Raw genomic sequence first — 21,018 nt, 5'->3', positions numbered from 1 at the left:
CCCCGTCGGCCACCCATCGCCCCCACCCGCTTTGACGGCCCCGTCGCCGTACCTCATGTCCACCTTGCCTATCCGTGTGCTGTCGATCATCCCCCCGATGACCCAGCTCAATACGCCCTACCCCTCCACCGCCTATCTGACCGGCTTTTTGCGGTCGCGGGGGGTCACTGCCTATCAGGAAGACCTGGCGCTTGCGCTGGTGTTGCGCCTGTTGTCGGGCGACGGCCTGCGCGCCGTGGCGGACCGGATCGCCACGTTGCCGCTTGAAAAGCACACGCCCGCCATCCAGGCGTTCGTGGCGATGCAGCCGCGGTACCTGGCCACCATCGGCCCGACCATCGCGTTTTTGCAAGGCCGCGATTCCACGCTGGCGCATCGCATCGTGGGCCGTCACTTTCTGCCGGAAGGCCCGCGTTTCAGCACCTTGGACGTCTATATGGACGAAGACGGTGGCGACCCGCTGGGCTGGGCGTTCGGCGCCCTGGGGCTGCAAGACCGGGCCAAGCACCTGGCCACGCTGTACCTGAATGACCTGGCGGACGTGCTGCGCGACGCGGTGGACTCGCGCTTTGAGTTCGTGCGCTACGCCGAATCGCTGGCCGGCAGCCAACCCACGTTCGACCCTTTGGCCAACGCCCTGGCCGGCGCGCCCACGCTGGTGGACGACACGCTGCACGGCCTGACGATCGACGCCCTGGCCCGCCATCAGCCAACGATGGTGCTGCTGTCGGTGCCGTTTCCGGGCGCGGTATACGCGGCGTTCCGCATTGCGCAAACCATCAAGGCGCAGGACCCGGCCATCATCACCGTGCTGGGCGGCGGCTTCGTCAACACCGAACTGCGCGAACTGAAAGACCCGCGCGTGTTCGACTACTTTGACTTCGTCAGCCTGGACGCCGGCGAACGCCCGCTGCTGGCGCTGCTGGAACACGTGCAAGGCAAGCGGTCGCGCCAGCGTCTGGTGCGCACGTTCCTGCGCGACAAGGACAGCGGCGCCGTCCAATACGTGAACCTGGTCGAACCGGACGTGGCCTTTGCCGAAGTCGGCACGCCCACGTGGGACGGCCTGCCGCTGGACCGCTACCTGTCGCTGCTGGACATGCTGAACCCCATGCACCGCCTCTGGAGCGACGGGCGCTGGAACAAGCTGACCGTGGCGCATGGCTGCTACTGGAAAAAGTGCAGCTTCTGCGACGTCAGCCTGGACTACATCGGCCGTTACGAGGGCGCATCCGCCTCGGTGCTGGCCGACCGCATCGAAGCCATCGTGCAAGAAACCGGGCAAACCGGTTTCCATTTCGTGGACGAAGCCGCGCCGCCCAAATCGCTGAAGGCGCTGGCCACCGAACTCATCGACCGCAACGCGGGCATTTCGTGGTGGGGCAATATCCGCTTTGAAAAAACGTTCAGCCCGGAATTGTGCGAACTGCTGGCCGACAGCGGTTGCATTGCAGTGTCGGGCGGGCTGGAAGTGGCGTCCGACCGCTTGTTGAACCTGATGAAGAAAGGCGTGTCGGTGGATCAGGTGGCGCGCGTCACGCGGGCGTTTTCCGACGCCGGCATCCTGGTGCACGCCTACCTGATGTACGGCTTTCCCACGCAAACGGTGCAAGACACCGTGGACGCGCTGGAATACGTGCGCCAGCTGTTCGCCAACGACTGCATCCAAAGCGGCTTCTTCCACCGCTTTGCCTGTACGGTGCATTCGCCGGTGGGCAAGAACCCCGAGGAATACGGCGTCACGCTGCAACCCCTGCCGCCCGTCACGTTCGCCAAGAACGACATCGGCTTTCATGACCCCACGGGCGTGGACCACGACGCGCTGGGCCGCGCGCTAAAAAAGGCCATCTACAACTTCATGCATGGCATCGGCCTGGACGAAGACGTGCGTACGTGGTTCCCGTTCAAGGTGCCCAAGACCACCGTGTCGAAAAACCGCATCGCCCGCGCGCTCAGCCAGCAGGGCTGAAGCCGGGGCGAACGCCGGCCAGGGCTGGCTCCGGGTGGCTTCGGTTTGCTCCGCTTTGCCCGGGTTGCCCCGTTTGCCCCGTTTGCCCCGTTTGCACGTGATCGTCGCGCGCAGTACTATACGATCCATATACAAACCATATACGGATCGTTCCTTCATGGGCCTCGTCAAAATTTCCGAGCAGATGCATGAGAATCTGCGTGTCGCCAGCAGCGCGCTCAGCCGCTCGATCAATTCCCAAGCTGAACACTGGATGCGCATCGGCATGCTGTCCGAGCTTTACCCCGAGATGTGCCACGCGGACATCTGCCAGTTGCTGATCCGCATCGAACAAAGCGAAGGCTTCACGATTGCATCGCTGTCCCGGCGCACGCCGGACGCCGCCCAGGAGGTTGCGTAAATGGCGCGCAAGGTTTCCATCAAATCCGCCGCTGATATCGCCATGGCCCGCAAGGCAGGCGCCATGGCGGCCGAAGTGCTGCACATGATCGGCGAACACGTGCGCCCCGGTGTCACCACCGACGAGCTCGACCGCATCTGCAACGAATACATCGTCAACGTGTTGAAGGCCATTCCGGCCAACGTCGGTTACCACGGCTTTCCGAAAACGATCTGCGCGTCGGTCAACCACGTCATCTGCCACGGCATCCCGTCGGCCAAGGTGCTGAAAAACGGCGACATCCTGAACATCGACGTGGCCGTCATCAAGGATGGCTGGTTTGGCGACACCAGCCGCATGTACTACGTGGGCCAGCCCAGCCCCTTGGCGCGCCGCCTGGTCAACACCACGTACGAAGCCACGCGCGCCGGCATCATGGCCGTCAAGCCCGGGGCCACGCTGGGCGACATCGGCCACGCCATCCAGACGGTGGCGCATCGCGAACACTTCAGCATCGTGCGTGAATATTGCGGTCACGGCATCGGCCAGATCTATCACGACGAGCCGCAAGTGCTGCACTACGGCCGCCCCGGCGAAGGGCTGGTATTGCAACCCGGCATGATGTTCACGATTGAACCGATGATCAACGCCGGCAAGCCGGCCACCAAGCAATTGCCGGACGGCTGGACGGTGGTCACCAAAGACCGCTCGCTGTCGGCGCAATGGGAACACATGGTGGTTGTGACCGACACCGGCTACGAGGTACTGACGCCCTGGCCCGACGGCTACGGCGACTATCCGCCGATACCCTGACGGGAAGTGTGACCGTTGCGGCGGGCCGGGCGGCCTGTCGCCCCAACGTCGCGGGGTCCATGGCAAGGACCGGAGTGCAGGCCATCAAGGGCACGATCATGATCGTGCCCTTGCCGTTTCCGGCGCTATTGCAGCCCCCTGCCCCATTCCTTCATGCCCGTCCCGCCAGTCCTGTCTTCCCTGCCCGCCGCCTTTCGCCGCTTGGCCGCGTCCAACCTGGCCGCCCAGTTTTCCGAACAGATGGCATTGGCCGCCGCCCCGTTGGTGGCGGTGTTGACGCTGGGCGCCACGGCCGCGCAGACCGGCGCGCTGCAAGCGGCGCAGACCTTGCCGTTTCTGCTGCTGTCCCTGCCGGCGGGCGTCCTGGCCGACCGAATGTCGCGCAAGGCGCTGATGACGGGGGCCGAATGCGTGCGCGCGGCCAGCCTGTTGGTCTTGCTGGCGCTGCTTTGGATGGGCGCGCTGAACCTGACGTGGCTGGCGGCGCTGGGTTTCCTGGGTGCAGTGGGCACCGTGGCGTACAACGTATCGGCCCCGGCGCTGGTGCCGCGCCTGGTGCGGGCCGGCGACCTGGCCAACGCCAACCGCTGGCTGGAGTTGGCGCGCAGCTGCGCGTTCTCGGCCGGGCCGGCTGCGGGCGGCGCGCTGGTGGGCTGGATGGGCGCGCCCATCGCCTATGTGCTGGCCACCACCTTGTCGCTGCTGGCGGCAGTGTGCCTGGCGGGCTTACCGCAAGATGCCGCGCCGGATGCGGGGTCTGATGCGGCGTCCGATCTGGGGTCTGATGCGGCGTCTGATGGGGGAGCTGATGCAGGGGCGCCTGCGCGGGATGCGCCGCCCGTTGGCGCGCCCTTGCGCCCCGGCATCCTGGCGCAATTGCGCGAAGGCGCTGCGTTTGTCGCGGCACATGCATTGCTGCGTCCCGTGCTGATCACCGCCGTGTTCTTCAACACCGCCTGGTTCATTCTGCAAGCGGTGTACGTGGCGTACGCCATCGACCGGCTGGGCCTGAGCGCCACGGGCGTGGGCATCACGCTGGGCGTGTATGGCGCCGGCATGCTGGCCGGTGCGTTGGCGGCGCCGTGGCTGGCGCGCCGGCTGAGCTTCGGCGCGATGATCGCGGCCGGGCCGTTGACGGCGTTGGTGGCAAGCGGCATCTTGCTGTCCACCCTGGCCTACCCGTCCGGCGTGTGGGCGGCCCTGGGGTTCTTTCTGTTCGGCGCGGGCCCGATTCTGTGGACGATCACCACCACCACGCTGCGCCAGGCCGTCACGCCCAATGCACTGTTGGGCCGCGTGTCGGCGGTGATCCTGACCGCCACGTTCGGCGCCCGCCCGGTCGGCGCGCTGATCGGCGCGGGTCTGGCGGCGCGCGTGGGGGTCGAAGCGTGCCTGTGGGCGTCCACGGCGGGGTTCGTGGTTCAGTTCCTGGTGCTGTTCGCGTCGCCGGTGTTGCGGCTGCGCAGTCAGCCGGAAAGCGTCGGCGCGGGCGCATAGCGCGGCGTTGCCATCAGGCGGGCTGGATGGCTGGCTGGTGGCTGGTGGCTGGCTGGCCGGACGTTACGACGAATGCCACGCGGGCTGGCTGGCTAGCTAGCTGGCCGGCCGGACGTTACGAAGAATGCCACGCGGGCTGTTGCGGTCGTCGGTGGGCGTTTCTGTATCTGGCGGGGCACGACACGGCCCGTTAGACTCGCCCCTGTCCGCGCGCCGGTAAGCCGATGGCATACCCCCTTAGTTGCCCCTCTCTTCATTTGCCCGCACTTCATTTGCCCGCACTTCATTTGCCCTCACTTCATTTGCGGTCACTTCATTTGCGCCCACTTCATTTGCGCTCACTCCACCAATACGCCGCCCCCGCATGATGCTGAAAATTCTAGGTAAAGCTTCGTCCATCAACGTGCGCAAGGTGCTTTGGACCTGTGCTGAATTGAACCTGCCTTTCATCCGCGAAGACTGGGGCGCGGGCTTTCGGCCCACCAGCGACCCGGAATTTCTGGCGCTGAACCCGAACGCCATGGTGCCCGTCATTGAAGACGGCGACTTCGTGCTGTGGGAGTCCAACAGCATCATCCGCTACCTGGCGGCGCAATATGGCGGCGATGCGCTCTACCCCGCCAATCCCAAGACACGCGCCCGCGTGGACCAATGGATGGACTGGCAGGCCACTGACCTGAACCGGTCATGGAGCTACGCTTTCATGGCGCTGGCGCGGCATTCCCCGGCGCACCAGGACGCGGCAAGCATCGACGCCTCGCGCCGGGCATGGGCGTTCTATATGGGGATACTGGACGCGCGACTGGCGGCGACCAAGGCCTACGTCGCGGGCGACGCATTCACGCTGGCAGACATCGCCATCGGCCTATCCGTCAACCGCTGGTTCGCCACGCCCTTCGCTTTGCCGACCTTGGCGCCGAACGCCGCAGCGCCCGCTGCTACGAACGCCGCACCGACCGCCACACCGACCACGACGCCGCCCGCCTCGCTATCCGCCGCGGCGTCATTGCCTGCCTTCGACAAGCCCGCGCTGCCCGCGGTGCAGGCCTACTACGATCGCCTGACCGAGCGCGACGGCTATCGGCTGTACGGCCGCAACGGCGTGGCCTGACCCTGGCATGCGGGCGACGCCGCGCCCGCACGCCCCGCCCTGACGCCCTGTCCGCGCTACTTCACCACGCCGCAAACCAGTCGGCCGCCTCCGCCGCCCAAGGGCGCCGGGGTGTCGCTGTAGTTGTCGCCGCCCACGTGCACCATCACCGCATGCTTTTTCACGTCGGCCAGCTTCAGATGCGGCGCCACCACGGCTTTTTTGGCAGTGCCATCGGCGGCCACCACGATGAAAGGCAGATCGCCTTGATGGCCGTCGGTGGCCATGGGGCCCTTGTGCGCCTTGGTGCCCTTGGGGTCCAGGTGCCCGCCCGCCGCGCCGCCGGGCGCCATCTTGTCGTTCACCATGCCTGGCATGCACGAGCCTTTTTCATGCACATGAAACCCATGCTCGCCGGGCGGCAGGCCTTTCAGGTGGGGCGTGATCTGCAAGCCGCCCTTGGTGTCCTTCAGGGAAATCGTGCCGGCGCTTTTACCCAGGCCCTCGGCAGTCAGGAACGACATCGTGACGTCTTCGGCCAAGGCCGCGCTGGATGCGCCCGCCAACGTCAGGCCCGCGACCAGCATCGAGATTTTCTTCATGAAGTGCCTCCTGGAATCATGCACGCAAGGTGCGGATGCCCAGCCACGGCGGCCGTGCCGCCTGGCCGATAGCGCAGAAAACAATAGCACCGGCGCGCCAACGCGCGCCAGCACTCTTCCTTCCTGATACAAGCCATCAGGCTTGTTAACGATTCAGCAGCAGCACCAATGCGTGCAACGCCACGCCGATCAAGCCGCCCACCAGCGTGCCGTTGAAACGGATGTATTGCAGATCGCGGCCCACGCTCAGTTCCAGTTCATCGACCAGATGGCGTTCGTCCCAGTTCTTGACCGTGCGCGAGATGTGCTCCGTCACGCCGATGCGCAGCCGCCCGGTCAGCCGCCGCGCGCTGCCCAGCACGTGGCTGTTGATGGCCTCGCGCAGGCCGGGGTCTTCGCCCAGCTTGCGGCCCAGTGCCAGCAACGCGCTTTCAAGGTGAGCCGCCAGCGCCGAGCCTTCGTCGGACAGATCGCGCCGCAGCGCCGCGTGGATGTCGTCCCACAGCCCTTGCACGTATTCCTGCACCTTGGGGTGGTCAATGGCGCGCTGCTTCAGTTCTTCAACCTGGGCGGACAAGGCCGGGTCGGCCTTCAGGCGTTCGATGTAGTTCAACACCCACGCCTCGTAGTCGCGGCGCACGGGATGGTCGGGTTCGGACAGCACGTCGCGCAGCTCGTCCATCAACGCCATCGCCAGCCGGTCGGCCAGGTTGTCGGCGATGCCGTCCACCGACTTCACCGCGTTCACGGCCGCGATGATGCGCGGCCATTCCTTGCGCGCGAATTTCACCAACAGCGTCGACGCGCGATCCTTGACCTCGTCCTGGCCCAGGTAGCCGCCCAGCCGTTCCATGGCGGCATCCAGCAATTCCTGATGGCGGCCGTCGCGCGTCAGCAAGCCCAGCACTTCGCCCACCGTGCCCGCCGCGTCCCAACGGCGCAGGTTCTTCACGACGAACTCCTGGATCACGCCACGCACGGCGTGGTCGTCCAGCATGTCCAGCGTTTGCAGCGCCACGCGGCGCGCGCCGTCGCTCAAGGCCTGCGCCTGCCTGGGCCGCACCAGCCAGCGTGACAGCCGCGCGGCGGGATCAAAGACGCGCAGCTTTTCCATCAAGGTGTCCGGATCCAGGAAGTGGTCGCGCACGAACACCGCCAGGTTGTCGCCGATGCGGTCTTTGTTGCTGGGGATGATTGCTGTGTGCGGGATGGGCAGGCCCAGCGGGCGGCGAAACAGCGCCACCACCGCGAACCAGTCGGCCAGCGCGCCCACGGTGGCGGCTTCACAGAACGCCCGCACCCAGGCCCACGCGCCCTGCCCGCCCATGACGTGGCTGGTGATGAAGCCGCACACCATGGCCACCAGCAACGCCAGCGCGGCGATTTTCATGCGCCGCAATTGCGTGCGGCGCACATCGGAAGCCAGGGACGAATGCGTGGCGAACGCGGCGGCGGGCGAGGAAGTTTCGGGCATGACGGTTCCGGCGTGGCGAGGCGTCAGCATACCAACAGCGCTATTCGCCCAGGAACTCCGACACGGCCTCCAGCCCTTCGATATGGTCGGCCACCACCTTCGCGATAAAGGCGATGGGCACGGACAGCAGCGTGCCCCAGATGCCCCACAACCAGGTGAACAGCAGCAGCATCATGAACACCGCCACCGAGTTCATCCGGGCAATGCGGCCCGACATCCACGTGGTCACCAGCACGCCGATCAGCAAGGCGATCACAACCGAACTGCCCGCCACCTGAAGCGCCGGCCCGATCTCGCCGAACTGAATCAAGGCGGCCACCCCCGTGCCCACCGCCGTCAGCAGCGGGCCAAAGTACGGGACGATGTGCAGCGCGCCCGCCACCACGGCCCAGGTGGCGGCGTTTTCCAGGCCCAGCAGCCGAAACGCCCCCCACGACAGCACGCCCAGCGCCACATTGGTCACCAGCATCATCGCCATGTACATGTGGATCGAGCTGTTGATCTGGTCCAGCATGTGCACGCTGATCTTTTTCTGCGACAAGGTCTTGCCCGCCACCTTGACGAACTTGCGCTTGAACGCGTTGCCCGACAGCAGCAGGAAGAACACCAGGAATACGCTCATCGTCGCCTGGCCCAGGAAGGTGGCCAGGCCCTTGGAGCCCCACAGCAGGAACTCGCTGAATCCCGCGTCCGACTTCGTCACCACAACCTGGCGGCCGGGCGGGATGCCGCCGGTTTCCTGCAGCACGCTGGCCGCGCCCTTGATGCGTTCGATGATGGAGCCGTCGCCGCTGGCAAAGCCGCCCAGCGTGCGCGAGATCTTGCCCGAGATCTCGGGCAAGGCGTCCACGATGGAAGTGACCTGGCTTTGCGTGGCATACACCAGCCCCGCCAGGCCGAAGGCGATCACGGCCATCAGGATGACGATGCCGATGGGACGCGGCACGCGGACGCGCTCCATCAGCGCGACGGCCGGGTCCAGCGCATACGAGACCACGATGGCCATGACCACCGGCACGATGAATTCCTGCGCCATCTTCAGTGAGAACAGCACGGCCAGCACGGTCAGCGTGGTCAGACAGGCGCCGCGGGCCCAGACGTGCGTGACGTCAGGCGCGGGCTCGGGGACGATGCCGGCGTCCTGGACCGTGGCTTTTTCGTCCGAGGCACGATCATCCGGCCCCGACTTTTCCGCCGCGCGTTCTTCGGGTGATTTTGGCTCGGCCGCGCCGGCCGCAACTGCCCCGGCCTTCGCCTGGACGGCGCCCGCTGCGCGGCCTGCCGTGTCAGGCACTGTGGTGTCACGCGTGCGGTCCCGCGCGCTGTCCTGCGTGCCGTCCCGCGTGTCATCCCGCGTGTCATCCCGCGTGTTGTCACGCGTGTTGTCCGGCGTCTTGTTCGCCGGTGTCGCGCTATCCATCCCGCCCCCACTTTCCGTTTTTTGGTTGAGGTGGTCAGCAAGTATCGTGCCCGGCGCTTGTCAGCCCTTCACCGCCAGCAGGCCGGCCTGACCTTCGTGACTGCGTTGCGCGCGTTCCAGGATGAATTCGATCAGCATCGATATCGCGCGCGGATGGTGTCGGTTGGGCATGTACAGCATATACATGCCGCGTCCAAAAATGCTTAAACGCCATGGTGTCAGCACCGGCAGCAGTTCGCCCCGCGCAATGTCGTCGTGCACCACATAGTCGGGCACCACGCCCACGCCCAGCCCAGCCCGGATGGCATCGCGCAGAAATGCGTAGTTGCGGGAAATCACCGTCGGTTCCAGCACCACGTGCTGGCGCGGCTGGCCGTCGTAATACGCCGATAGCCGCAACGGCCTGCCGATCACGGCGGCGCTGATGACCGGCAGTTGCGCCAGGTCTTCCGGGCGTTCGGGCAAGCCTCGGGCGTCGGCATAGGACTGGGACGCGCATGCCACGTAGCGCACCAGGCCCAATTCGCGCGCCACCAGGTTTTGCGGAGGCTCGGACATGATCCGCACCGCGATGTCGACCTCGTCGCGCAGCAGATCGTCCACGCTGTTCTCGAACAACACGTCCAGCACGATGTCGGGATAGGCCGCCTTGAATTCCAGCAGCCAGGGCGTCATCACGAATTGCCCGTAGCCACTGGGCACGCTCAGCCGCACCTTGCCCTGCGGCGTCTTGCCCAGCGTATCGACGGCTTCGCGCGCCGCCACCAGCTCGTCCTGAATGCTGCGGCCATGTTGATACAGCTTCAGGCCGATCTCGGTGGCCTCAACGTGCCGGGTCGTGCGCCGCACCAGCTGCATGCCCACCGACCGTTCCAGCTGGTTCAGGTGATAGCTGACGTTGGCGCGCGTCATCTTGAGCCTGCGCGCCGCTTCGCTCAGGTTGCCGGCGTCCAGGATATCGACCAGCAAGGTCAGGGATTTGGTGTCCATGGTGTCTCCTTGCGCGGAATTGTCAAATTTTATTATCCGTAGTGTCAATTCCAGATGTCATTGTCAAGACATCTTTACTGCGAAAGAATAAAGAAATAAGAGATCAGCGATACGCGACAAGCGATCAGCGATAAGCCGTTACCGGCTTGCCCAGGCGCCGCCCCGGCGGACGCCTTACCGGAGACAAGGACCCCATGACGGACAGCAGCACTGCCGGCGCCGCCCACGCGCGCCGCGACGAAGACATCCTGGTCATCACCCTGGACCACCCTCCCGTGAACGCCCTGAGCGCCGATGTGCGCCGCGACCTGTCCGACGCCATCCAGGCAGGCCAGGCCGATACATCCGTACGCGCCATTCTGTTGGTGGGCGCGGGCAAGAACTTCATCGCGGGCGCCGACATCCGCGAATTCGGCAAACCGCCCAGGCCGCCCGCGCTGCCCGACGTGTGCAACCACATCGAGGCCAGCACCAAGCCCGTCGTCGCCGTGCTGCATGGCGCGGCATTGGGCGGCGGCCTGGAAGTCGCGTTGGCCGCGCACTACCGCGTGGCGCTGGCCAGCGCCAAGCTGGGCTTGCCCGAAGTGAACCTGGGCCTGTTGCCCGGCGCCGGCGGCACGCAGCGCACGCCCCGCCTGATTGGCGCGGCGGCGGCACTGGACCTGATGCTGTCCGGCAAGCACCTGTCAGCCGACGCCGCTTTGCGTGCGGGCTTGGTGGATACACTGGCCGACGGCGACGACGCCTTGGCGGCCGGGCTGGCCTACACCCGCCAACTGTTGGCGCAGGGCGCCGGCCCGCGCCGCAGCCGCGACGCCACCGCCGCGCTGGCCGACAAGGCCGCCGCCCTGGCCGAAGCCGCCGCCGCCGGCGAACGCGTCGCCCAGACCCTGCGCGGTTTGTATTCTCCCGCGAAGATCGTCGAAGCCGTGCGCGCCGCCATCGAACAACCGTTTGACGAGGGCCTGCGTACCGAACGCGCCTTGTTTCTGCAATGCCTGGACAGCCCGCAACGCGCCGGCCTGGTGCACGCCTTTTTTTCCGAACGCGAAACCACGAAAATCCCCGAACTGAAGGAAGCCAAGCCGCGCCGCCTGGACAAGATCGGCGTGGTGGGCGGCGGCACGATGGGCGCCGGCATTGCCGTGTCGGTGCTGGACGCGGGCCTGCCGGTGGTCATGGTGGAACAGGACGACGCCGCGCTGGAACGGGGTCGCGCCCGCGTGGCGCAGGTGTATGACCGACTGGTGAAAAACGGCCGCATCAGCGCGCAGGAACGCGATGCGCGGCTGGCGCGGCTGGCCGGCGCCACCACCTACGATGCGCTGGACGATGCAGACCTGATCATCGAGGCGGTGTTCGAGGACATGGACGTCAAGCTGGCCGTCTTCGCGCAGCTGGACCGCGTGGCCAAGCCCGGCGCGGTGCTGGCCACGAACACGTCTTACCTGGATATCAACCGCATCGCCTCAGCCACGCGCGGCCCGGCCGACGTGCTGGGCCTGCACTTCTTTTCACCGGCCAACATCATGAAGCTGCTGGAAATCGTGGTGGGCGAACATACCGCCCCCGACACGGTGGCCACCGGCTTCGAATTGGCGCGCCGCCTGCGCAAGACGCCGGTGCGCGCCGGCGTGTGCGACGGCTTCATTGGCAACCGCATCCTGGCCGTCTACCGCCAGGCCGCCGACATGATGATGGAAGACGGCGCGTCGCCCTATGACATCGACGCCGCCGCGCGGGAATTCGGCTACCCGATGGGCCCGTATCAAATGGCGGACCTGGCGGGCGGCGACATCGGCTGGGCCACGCGCAAGCGCCGCGCCGCCACCCGCGACCCGGCGCTGCGCTATGTGCAGATCCCGGACCGGTTGTGCGAACGCGGCTGGTTCGGCCAGAAAACGGGCCGGGGCTTCTACCAATATCCCGACGGCGCGCGCGTGGGCACGCCGGACCCCGAGGTGCTGGCCATCATCGACGAAGAACGCCGCCGCGCCGGCGTTACGCCACGCGCCTTTACCCACGAGGACATCCTGCGCCGGTATCTGGCCGCCATGGTCAACGAGGCCGCCAACGTGCTGCACGAAGGCATCGCGCTGCGGCCGTCGGACGTGGATGTGGTGTTTCTGTCCGGCTACGGCTTTCCGCGCCATCGCGGCGGCCCGATGCACTACGCCGACAGCGTGGGCGCGGCGCAGGTGCTGGCCGACATCCGCGCCTTTGCCAAAGAAGACCCGGCGTTCTGGAAGCCGTCGCCCTTGCTGGTTCGCCTGGCCGAATCCGGCGGCACCTTCGCCAGCTTGAACCAAGGCGCTTGAACGCGGGCAATCCATGCAAGCCCCGATCGCCGCCCAGGATCGCCGCGCCGGGCCGCTGCACCGGATCGCAGCCACTTAGCACGGCTGCCTGATCCCGGCTCCTTACTTTTTACTGGAACTCTTATGCGCGAAGCCGTCATCGTCTCTACCGCCCGCACCCCCATCACCAAGGCGGGGCGCGGCGAATTCAACCAGATCGCCGGGCCCACGCTGGCCGCGCACGCGGTGCGCGCCGCCGTTGATCGCGCCGGCATCGACCCCGCGCTGATCGAAGACGCCTTCATCGGCTGCGGCTACCCGGAAGGCGCCACCGGCCGCAACATCGGCCGCCAGGCCGTCATCCGCGCGGGCCTGCCCGTCAGCGTGGGCGGCGCCACCATCAACCGTTATTGCGCGTCGGGCCTGCAAGCCATTGCGTCGGCCGCCGGCCGCATCGTGATGGACGGCGCGCCGGCCGTGATCGCGGGCGGCGTGGAATTGGTGTCCCAGATTCGCACTCGCGATGACGGCGTCAGCGGCATGGACCCGTGGATCCTGGCCAACAAGCCCGAGCTTTACCTGCCCATGATCGAAACGGCCGACATCGTGGCCGCGCGCTACGGCATCAGCCGCGAAGCGCAAGACCGCTTTGCCGCGCAAAGCCAGGCGCGAACCGAAGCCGCGCAGGCCGCCGGCCGCTATCGCGAAGAAATCATTCCGGTCATCACCACCATGTCCGTCACCGACCGCGCCACCGGCGTGGTCAGCGAACGCGAAGTCACCGTCGACCAGGACACCTGCAACCGCCCCGGCACCACCTACGAAGCCCTGGCGAGCCTTGCGCCCGTGCGCGGCGAAGGCCAGTTCGTCACGGCCGGCAACGCGTCGCAGCTGTCCGACGGCGCCGCCGCTTGCGTGCTGATGGAAGCGGCCGAGGCGCAGCGCGCCGGCATCCGCCCGCTGGGCGCGTTCCGGGGCCTGGCCATTGCCGGCTGCGAGCCCGACGAAATGGGCATCGGCCCCGTCTACGCCGTGCCCAAGCTGCTGGCGCGCCACGGCTTGAAGGTCGAGGACATCGACCTGTGGGAACTGAACGAGGCGTTTGCGTCGCAAGCGCTGTATTGCCAGGAAAAACTCGGCATCCCCATGGACCGCCTGAACGTGGACGGCGGCTCCATCGCGCTGGGCCACCCGTTTGGCGTCACCGGCGCGCGCCTGGCCGGCCATGTACTGATCGAAGGCCGCCGCCGTGGCGCCCGCTACGCCGTGGTCACCATGTGCATCGGCGGCGGCATGGGCGCGGCCGGCCTGTTTGAAATCTATGCTTGATATCGCCTGAGGATCGTCATGGACCTGGAATTCACCCCCGAAGAAAATGCCTTTCGCGACGACGTGCGCGCGTTCCTGGCGGCCAAGCTGCCGCGCCGCCTGTCCGACAAGGTCAACCTGGGCAAGCTGCTGACCAAGGACGACATGGTCCAGTGGCACGCCATCCTGAATGAACAAGGCTGGCTGGCCACGCACTGGCCCGTGCAATACGGCGGCACCGGCTGGAGCGCCACGCAGAAGTACATCTTTGACAACGAATGCGCGCTGGCCGCCGCGCCGCGCATCGTGCCCTTCGGCCTGAGCATGCTGGGGCCGGTGCTGATCAAGTACGGCAACGACGCGCAGCGCCAGTACTGGCTGCCCCGCATCCTGGACGGCAGCGACTGGTGGTGCCAGGGCTATTCGGAACCGGGCGCGGGGTCCGACCTGGCCTCGGTCAAGACCACGGCGGTGCGCGACGGCGATCACTACCTCGTCAATGGGCAGAAGACGTGGACCACGCTGGGCCAGTACGCCAACATGATCTTCTGCCTGGTACGCACGTCGCAGGAAGGCCGGCGCCAGGAAGGCATCAGCTTTTTGCTGATCGACATGAACAGCCCCGGCATTGAAGTGCGCCCCATCATCACGCTGGACGGCGAACACGAAGTCAACGAGGTGTTCTTCTCGGACGTGCGCGTGCCGGTGGCCAACCTGGTGGGCGAAGAAAACCGTGGCTGGACCTGCGCCAAGTACCTGCTGACCTACGAACGCACCAACATTGCCGGCGTGGGCCAGTCCACCGCCGCGCTGGAACGCTTGAAGGCCGTGGCCGCCAAGCAAAGAAAGAACGGCCGCCCGCTGGCCGAAGACCCGGACTTTGCCGCCCGACTGGCGCGCGTGGAAATTGAATTGGCCAACATGCGCACCACCAACCTGCGCGTGGTGGCGGCGGTGGCGGGCGGCGGTGCACCGGGCGCTGAAAGCTCGATGCTGAAGATACGCGGCACGCAGATCCGCCAGGAAATCACGGCGTTGAACCGCCGCGCGATGGGCCCGTACGCGCGCCCCTTCGTGCCCGAAGCGCTGCATGACGGCTATGACGCCGCCCCCATCGGCCCCGAAGGCGCCGACAGCGCCGCCGCGCAGTACTTCAACAACCGCAAGCTGTCGATCTTCGGCGGCTCCAACGAAATTCAAAAGAACATCATTTCCAAGATGATCCTGGGACTGTAAGGGCCGGCCATGAACTTTGAACACACCGAAGACCGGCGCATGCTTTCCGACATGCTGCGCCGCTTTGTCACCGAGCAGTACGACTTTGCGACCCGCGAACGCAATGCCCAATCGCCTCAAGGCTATAGCGAGCAGTTCTGGCGCCGTTATGCCGAGCTGGGCGCGATCGGCGCCTTGTTCACCGAAGCCGACGGCGGCTTGGGCGGCGCGGGCTTCGATATCTCCGTCGTCTTCGAGGCCTTGGGGCGCGGCTTGGTTGTTGAACCCTTTCTGGACGCCTTGATGGTGGGCAGCGCGATTGCCGCGACCGGCACGCCCGCCCAGCGCGAAGCGGTGGATGGCCTGATCGCGGGCAGCATCACGGCCGCGCTGGCGCAGGCCGAACCGGACTCGGGCTACGAACTGTCGCGCGTCAGCACGCGCGCCGAACGGTCAGGCGACGGCTGGGTACTGAACGGCGCCAAGGCCGTTGTCACGGCGGGTGAACATGCCGACCTGTTCCTGGTGTCGGCGCGCACATCGGGCGCGCAAGACGACGAAGCGGGCATCAGCCTGTTCCTGGTCAGCGCGGGCACGGCCGGGCTGGGCGTGCGCGGCTATGGCTTGATCGACGGCGGGCGCGCGGCCGAAGTCACGCTGGACAACGTCAAGCTGGGCCACGAGGCGCTGCTGGGCAATGTGGATGCGGGCCATGCGGTGCTGGAACGCGCCGTGGGGCGCGGCATCCTGGCGCTGTGCGCCGAAGCCGTGGGCGCGATGGACTGCGCCCGCGACGCCACCTTGGAATACTTGCGCACGCGGCGCCAGTTCGGCACGCCTATCGGCAGCTTCCAGGCCTTGCAGCACCGCATGGCGGATGTCTTGCTGGAAATTGAACAGGCGCGCTCGGCCGTCATCAACGCCGCCGCCGCGCTGGACCACCCGGACCGCGCCACCCGAGAACGCGCGCTGTCCGCCGCCAAGTTCACCATCGGCCGCATCGGCACGCTGGTGGCCGAAGAAAGCATCCAGCTGCATGGCGGCATCGGCATGACCTGGGAATTGCCGCTGGCCCACTACGCCAAGCGCCTCGTCATGATCGACCACCAACTGGGCGACGAAGACCACCACCTGCGCCGCTACATCGCGCTGGCACAGGCGTGAACGGAGGCCGGCACACCATGACGCAGGCCCACGCCGCCCCGCCCCTGTCGCCCCCATTCTCGGCGCCGTTCCCCGTGCGCAGCGCCGCCGACGTACAGCGCCTGCAAGCGCGGCCGCTGGCGGAAACGCTGACGGTGCAAAGCACCTACGAGATCTTCCGCAACTCGGCCGCGGCCTTCGGCGACAAGACCGCGCTGACCTTCCTGCGATCCGCCGACCCGGACGACGAGGCCATCCGCTGGAGCTACCGCGACTTGCTGGCCGGCATCCACCAGACGGCCAACCTGCTGCACGACCTGGGCGTGCGCGCGGATGACGCCGTGGCGGTCATGCTGCCCGGCTGCCTGGAATACCACCTGGCGCTGTGGGGCGGCGAGGCGGCGGGCATCGTCCAGCCGCTGAACCCGATGCTGACCGAAGACAAGCTCGCGTCCCTGATGACGGCGGCGCGCGCCAAGGTGCTGATCGCCTACGGCGCCGAGGCCGAATGCGAGATGTGGACCAAGGCCCTGCGCCTGCGCGACCGCGTACCGACCTTGCAGACGATCCTGCGCGTGGCGCCCCACACCGAAGCGCTGTCCGACCGGCCCGCCCTGCCCGATTACGCGCTGGACTTCAACGCCAACCGGTCCGCGCAGCCCGCCAGCCGCCTGCTTAGCGAACGCGTTATTCGCGCCAGCGACGTGGCGGCGTATTTCCACACGGGCGGCACCACCGGTGCACCCAAGCTGGCCATCCACACGCACGCCAACCAGGTCTTCACTGCCTGGGCCGCCGTGCAGTTGCAGAACGCCGGACCGACGGACGTGGTCATCAACGGCTATCCGCTTTTTCACGTGGCGGGCGTGTTGCCGGCGTCGCTGGCGGCCTTGTCGGCGGGCGTGGAAACCGTTATCCCCACGCCCATGTTGCTGCGCAACCGCGAGGTGCTGCGCAACTACTGGCGGCTGGTGGAAAAGCACCGCGCAACCTCGTTGCAAGGCGTGCCGACGATTTTGGCGGCCCTGGCCGACATACCGTTGGCCGGCGCGGATATCTCATCGCTACGCTATTGCCGCACGGGCGCCGCGCCCTTGCCCGCTGAACTGGCCGCGCGCTTCAAGCGGCTGTTCGGCTTGCAGGTAAACGAAAGCCTGGGCATGACGGAAATGGCGGGCATATCGTCCATCACCCCGCCCGGCTCGGTGTTTCCGGTCAATTGCGTGGGTTACCCGCTGCCTTACGTGCAGGTGCGCATCGTGGGGCTGGACGTGCCCTCGGGCCAGGCCGCGCGCGACTTGCCGCCCGGCACGCCGGGCATGGTGCTGTTCAAGGCACCGAATGTGATCCCCGGATTTCTGGACCCGGAAGACACCGCCCGCGCCTTCACGGAAGACGGCTGGCTGATCAGCGGCGACGTCGGCTTCATGGACGACGAAGGCCGGCTGCACCTGCAAGGCCGCGCCAAGGACCTGATCATCCGGGGCGGCCACAACATCGATCCCAAGACCATCGAAGACGCCCTGGCCACGCACCCCGGCGTGCACCTGTGCGCGGCGGTCGGCGCGCCGGACGCCTACGCCGGCGAGTTGCCCGTGGCCTTCGTCACGCTGATGGAGGGCGCCGAGGTCACGGAGGCCGAACTGGTTGCCTACGCCGCCGCCCATGTGGACGAAGGCCCGGCGCGGCCCAAGCGCGTGATCGTGCTGGACGCCATGCCCATGACCAATGTGGGCAAGATCTACAAACCCGATTTGCGCCGCCTGGCCACTGCCGTCTCGGTAGAGGCCGTGGTGGCGCGCACCCTGCAAGCGGCCGGCCTGACGGAAGACAGCAAGATCTTCCGCGTGCTGGCCGATGCACAACCGGATGTCGCCGTCCAGGCGGACGCCGACGCGCCCGCGCCGCTGAAGGAGCAGCTGCGCGAGGCGTTGGCGCGATTGCCGGTCAAGGTGGCCTTGCGCGACTGAACCGACGCCGCCCCCCCGCCCTTTCAGCGACAACCGACGACCGACGACCGACCACAACACACCACAACAACACCACAGGAGACAACCCATGCTGAAGATGCCTTTGCGCCGCGCCTGCCTGGGCGCATTGCTGCTTGCCGCCGTTGGCGCCGCCGTGCCGCTGGCCGCCAGCGCGCAAGCCGCTTTTCCCACCAAGCCCATCACCCTGATCGTGCCGTTCCCGGCCGGGGGCTCGACCGACCGCCACCTGCGCATCGTGGCGCAGGACGCGTCCAAATATCTGGGGCAACCGGTCATCGTGGAAAACCGTCCCGGCGCGGGCGGCACGCTGGGCACGGCCACCATGGCGCGCACCGCCAAGCCCGACGGCTACACGATCGCGCTGTACACGCTGGCTATGCTGCGCATGCCCTACATGCAGAAAAGCAGCTGGGACCCGATCAACGACTTCAGCTTCATCATCGGGCTGTCGGGCTATACGTTCGGCTTCACCGTGCGCTCGGATTCGCCGTACAAGACGTTTAACGAATACATCGAGGCGGCTCGCAAGGCGCCGGGCACCATCGACTACGGCTCCACGGGCATCGGCTCGTCGCCGCATCTGTTGATTGAAGAAATCGCCATCAACGCCAAGGTCAAGCTGAACCACGTGCCGTTCAAGGGCAACGCCGACATGCAGCAGGCGCTGCTGGGCGGCCACGTCATGGCGCAAAGCGACGCCACGGGCTGGGACCAGTTCGTGGACTCGGGCAAGATGCGGCTGCTGGTGACCTTTGGCGAAAAGCGCACCACGCGCTGGCCCGACGTGCCCACGGCGCAAGAGCTGGGCTACAAGGTCGTGTCCACGTCACCATATGGGTTGGCCGGCCCCAAGGGCATGGACCCGGCCGTGGTCAAGACCTTGCACGATGCGTTCAAGAAAGCGCTGTTCGACCAGGCCAGCATGGACGTGATGAAGCAGCTGAACCAGGAGCCGGCCTATCGCAACAGCGAAGACTACAAGGCGTGGGCGCAGGCGACCTATGTGAAGGAAAAGGGCTTGATCGAATACCTGGGTCTGATGGCCAAGGACTGACGCCTGGGCGGTGCGCGCGGGGGATAAGGCTGCGCGCACCGCGGTATGGCGGCCTTTGGGGGCAATGGGTATGGAAGCACAACGCGCGCCCGGACCCGGTTTTGCATCCGCGCTTTGTATGCAAAAAATGTTTGTCTTTCCTGTCCGGCTTTTTGATAGACTGGCTGCCCGAAGATTTTGCCCTGCGGCCGCCGCAGCCGCGTCCCATGACCCAGGAAGTTTCCACAGACCCCAGCGCCGACGATATTGCCCGCGAAGTTTCCGCCGCCATCGTGGCGCACAAGCTTCCGCCCGGCACCCGGCTGCGCGAAGAGGCGCTGGCGCGGGTCTACAAGGTCAGCCGCACCAAGATCCGCGCCGCCCTGCTGATGCTGTCCAAGGACAAGCTAATCAATATCGTTCCGGACAAGGGCGCGTTCGTCAGCAAGCCCGACGCGAACGAAGCGCGCGAGGTCTACGCCGTGCGCCGCATCCTGGAAGCCGCCCTGGCCAAGGAATTCGTGGCGCGCGCCACGGCTGCCGATTACCGCCGCATTGACGCCCATCTGGCAGAAGAACGCGCGGCGCTTGAAGCCGGCGACGTGCAAAAGCGCAACCAGCTGCTGGGCCATTTCCACATCCTGCTGGCCGAAGCCGTGGGCAATTCGGTGCTGACCGGCATGCTGCGCGAACTGTCGGCGCGCAGTGCCGTGATTACCGTGCTGTACCAAAGTTCGCACGACGCCAGTTGCTCGTCGCAAGAGCACCACGCCTTCATCGAGGCGGCCCGCGCGGGCAACACCGAACGCGCCTGCGCGCTGATGGACGAGCATCTGGAACACGTGCAGACAGCGCTGAACTTCACCGACGACAGCCAGGGCGGCAGCGATCTGGTGACGGCGTTGCTTAGCTAGCCGGGCTGGCATCACCCCAGCAATTGCCCCATCCGTTCCTGCAACCAAACCTCGGTCGCGCTTAGCGTCGCCCCTTGGAGCCACAGCGCGCGCACCGACAGCATCGGCAAGGACAGGCCCGCGCACGGCACGCGCGCCAGCGTGCGGCGAAAGCTTTCGTATTCCGCGATGTTCAGCGGCAGGATCGCCCAGCCCAGCTCGTCCGCCACCATGCCGGCGATGCTGTAGAAGCTGTCCGTGCGCCACACCGTCGGGCTCAGCACCACCTCTTCCACCCCTTCCATCTGCATCACCAGTTGCCGATAGCGGGCCAGATCGCTGCGCGTGACCTCGGCCAGTTCGGTCAGCGGATGCCCCGACGCCACGAACACCGCCTGCGCCACATTGCCCAGGTAACGGTGCGCGAACGCGCTGCCCGGGTCGCCCCGGTCAAAGTGGAACGCGAGGCTGGCGCGGCCTTGCTGCACGTAGTCGGCCACCTCGGTGGCGGTGCCGTTCAGCTGCGTTAATTCCAGGGCGGGAAAGCGGTCGGCCACTTCGACCACCAGCGCGCCCAGCACCTGATACGGCAGTGCTTCGTCCAGCGCGATCGACAGGCGCGCATCCTGCCCGGCGGCAAACGACAGCGCCCGCTGGTCCAGCCCGCCGGCCTGCCGCAGCAGTTCGCGCGCTTCTTGCAGCATGACTTCGCCGGCGGGCGTCAGGGTGGCGTTGCGGCGCGACCGGTCGAACAGTTCCACACCCAGATCCGCCTCCAGCAGGCCCACCGAGGTGCTGATGGCGGACTGTGCCCGCCCCAGCCCGCGCGCCGCCGCCGAGAAAGAGCCGGCGTCGGCCGCCGCGACGAAATGCCGAAGTTGGTCCAGGGTCCATTGCATGAGCG

General features: G+C 66.8%; 17 protein-coding genes. 12 read left to right on the top strand and 5 right to left on the bottom strand.

Going from position 1 to position 21,018, the window contains the following annotated elements:
* Positions 1-55: 55 nt before the first annotated feature.
* The 5 genes from AC6LJY_RS13625 (at position 56) to AC6LJY_RS13605 (ending at position 5,769) form a co-directional block, all read left to right on the top strand.
* A complete protein-coding gene (locus AC6LJY_RS13625; RefSeq protein WP_046805913.1) occupies positions 56-1,969 on the top strand; it encodes a B12-binding domain-containing radical SAM protein in 1,914 nt (637 codons plus the stop codon).
* A gap of 157 nt (positions 1,970-2,126) precedes the next feature.
* Positions 2,127-2,369: a ParD-like family protein gene (locus AC6LJY_RS13620; protein ID WP_046805912.1), complete on the top strand. Its 243-nt coding sequence runs from the start codon at positions 2,127-2,129 to the stop codon at positions 2,367-2,369.
* Positions 2,370-3,161: a type I methionyl aminopeptidase gene (gene map / locus AC6LJY_RS13615; RefSeq protein ID WP_046805911.1), complete on the top strand. Its 792-nt coding sequence runs from the start codon at positions 2,370-2,372 to the stop codon at positions 3,159-3,161. It begins immediately after the preceding gene.
* A gap of 153 nt (positions 3,162-3,314) precedes the next feature.
* On the top strand, positions 3,315-4,658 hold the full coding sequence (locus tag AC6LJY_RS13610) for an MFS transporter (RefSeq protein WP_498136167.1): 1,344 nt from the start codon (positions 3,315-3,317) through the stop codon (positions 4,656-4,658).
* A 367-nt stretch (positions 4,659-5,025) separates the two neighbouring features.
* Positions 5,026-5,769, top strand: coding sequence for a glutathione S-transferase family protein (locus AC6LJY_RS13605; protein WP_498136195.1), 744 nt, complete (start codon positions 5,026-5,028; stop codon positions 5,767-5,769).
* Positions 5,770-5,825: 56 nt separating this feature from the next.
* Here AC6LJY_RS13605 and sodC read toward each other — a convergent pair whose 3' ends face one another.
* The 4 genes from sodC to AC6LJY_RS13585 all read right to left on the bottom strand — a co-directional run bounded on the left by sodC (position 5,826) and on the right by AC6LJY_RS13585 (position 10,234).
* A complete protein-coding gene (gene sodC, locus AC6LJY_RS13600) occupies positions 5,826-6,350 on the bottom strand; it encodes a superoxide dismutase family protein (RefSeq protein ID WP_046805909.1) in 525 nt (174 codons plus the stop codon).
* Positions 6,351-6,495: 145 nt separating this feature from the next.
* Positions 6,496-7,740 (bottom strand): DUF445 domain-containing protein, encoded by a 1,245-nt coding sequence (locus AC6LJY_RS13595; RefSeq protein WP_143215434.1) that lies wholly within the window; start codon positions 7,738-7,740, stop codon positions 6,496-6,498.
* A gap of 124 nt (positions 7,741-7,864) precedes the next feature.
* Positions 7,865-9,244, bottom strand: a complete 1,380-nt coding sequence (locus AC6LJY_RS13590; RefSeq protein ID WP_498136166.1) for an AI-2E family transporter — start codon at positions 9,242-9,244, stop codon at positions 7,865-7,867.
* 60 nt (positions 9,245-9,304) lie between these two features.
* The gene (locus AC6LJY_RS13585) at positions 9,305-10,234 is read right to left on the bottom strand and encodes a LysR family transcriptional regulator (protein WP_485131873.1); all 930 of its coding nucleotides are present in this window, start codon (positions 10,232-10,234) and stop codon (positions 9,305-9,307) included.
* Positions 10,235-10,428: 194 nt separating this feature from the next.
* On the opposite strand from AC6LJY_RS13585, the gene AC6LJY_RS13580 reads away from it, so the two are divergent.
* From AC6LJY_RS13580 to AC6LJY_RS13550, 7 genes are all read left to right on the top strand, one after another.
* A complete protein-coding gene (locus tag AC6LJY_RS13580; protein ID WP_498136165.1) occupies positions 10,429-12,552 on the top strand; it encodes a 3-hydroxyacyl-CoA dehydrogenase NAD-binding domain-containing protein in 2,124 nt (707 codons plus the stop codon).
* Between the two features lie 123 nt (positions 12,553-12,675).
* Complete coding sequence (locus tag AC6LJY_RS13575) at positions 12,676-13,860, top strand: acetyl-CoA C-acyltransferase (RefSeq protein WP_498136164.1); 1,185 nt, start codon at positions 12,676-12,678, stop codon at positions 13,858-13,860.
* Positions 13,861-13,878: 18 nt separating this feature from the next.
* A complete protein-coding gene (locus AC6LJY_RS13570) occupies positions 13,879-15,075 on the top strand; it encodes an acyl-CoA dehydrogenase family protein (RefSeq protein ID WP_498136163.1) in 1,197 nt (398 codons plus the stop codon).
* Positions 15,076-15,084: 9 nt separating this feature from the next.
* A complete protein-coding gene (locus AC6LJY_RS13565) occupies positions 15,085-16,218 on the top strand; it encodes an acyl-CoA dehydrogenase family protein (protein ID WP_314363784.1) in 1,134 nt (377 codons plus the stop codon).
* Between the two features lie 17 nt (positions 16,219-16,235).
* Positions 16,236-18,167 (top strand): acyl-CoA synthetase, encoded by a 1,932-nt coding sequence (locus AC6LJY_RS13560; protein ID WP_314363783.1) that lies wholly within the window; start codon positions 16,236-16,238, stop codon positions 18,165-18,167.
* A gap of 88 nt (positions 18,168-18,255) precedes the next feature.
* The gene (locus AC6LJY_RS13555; RefSeq protein ID WP_046805901.1) at positions 18,256-19,242 is read left to right on the top strand and encodes a tripartite tricarboxylate transporter substrate binding protein; all 987 of its coding nucleotides are present in this window, start codon (positions 18,256-18,258) and stop codon (positions 19,240-19,242) included.
* Positions 19,243-19,448: 206 nt separating this feature from the next.
* Complete coding sequence (locus tag AC6LJY_RS13550) at positions 19,449-20,135, top strand: GntR family transcriptional regulator (protein ID WP_046805930.1); 687 nt, start codon at positions 19,449-19,451, stop codon at positions 20,133-20,135.
* An 11-nt stretch (positions 20,136-20,146) separates the two neighbouring features.
* On the opposite strand, the gene AC6LJY_RS13545 is transcribed toward AC6LJY_RS13550, so the two are convergent.
* Entirely contained in the window at positions 20,147-21,013 is an 867-nt protein-coding gene (locus AC6LJY_RS13545) for a LysR family transcriptional regulator (RefSeq protein WP_120155235.1), read from the bottom strand.
* Positions 21,014-21,018: the final 5 nt, after the last annotated feature.

It is taken from the genome of Achromobacter sp. RT286_PF, assembly GCF_059760425.1.
Note: the sequence above shows the minus strand (reverse complement) of the source record. Positions and strands in the feature narration are given on the sequence as shown.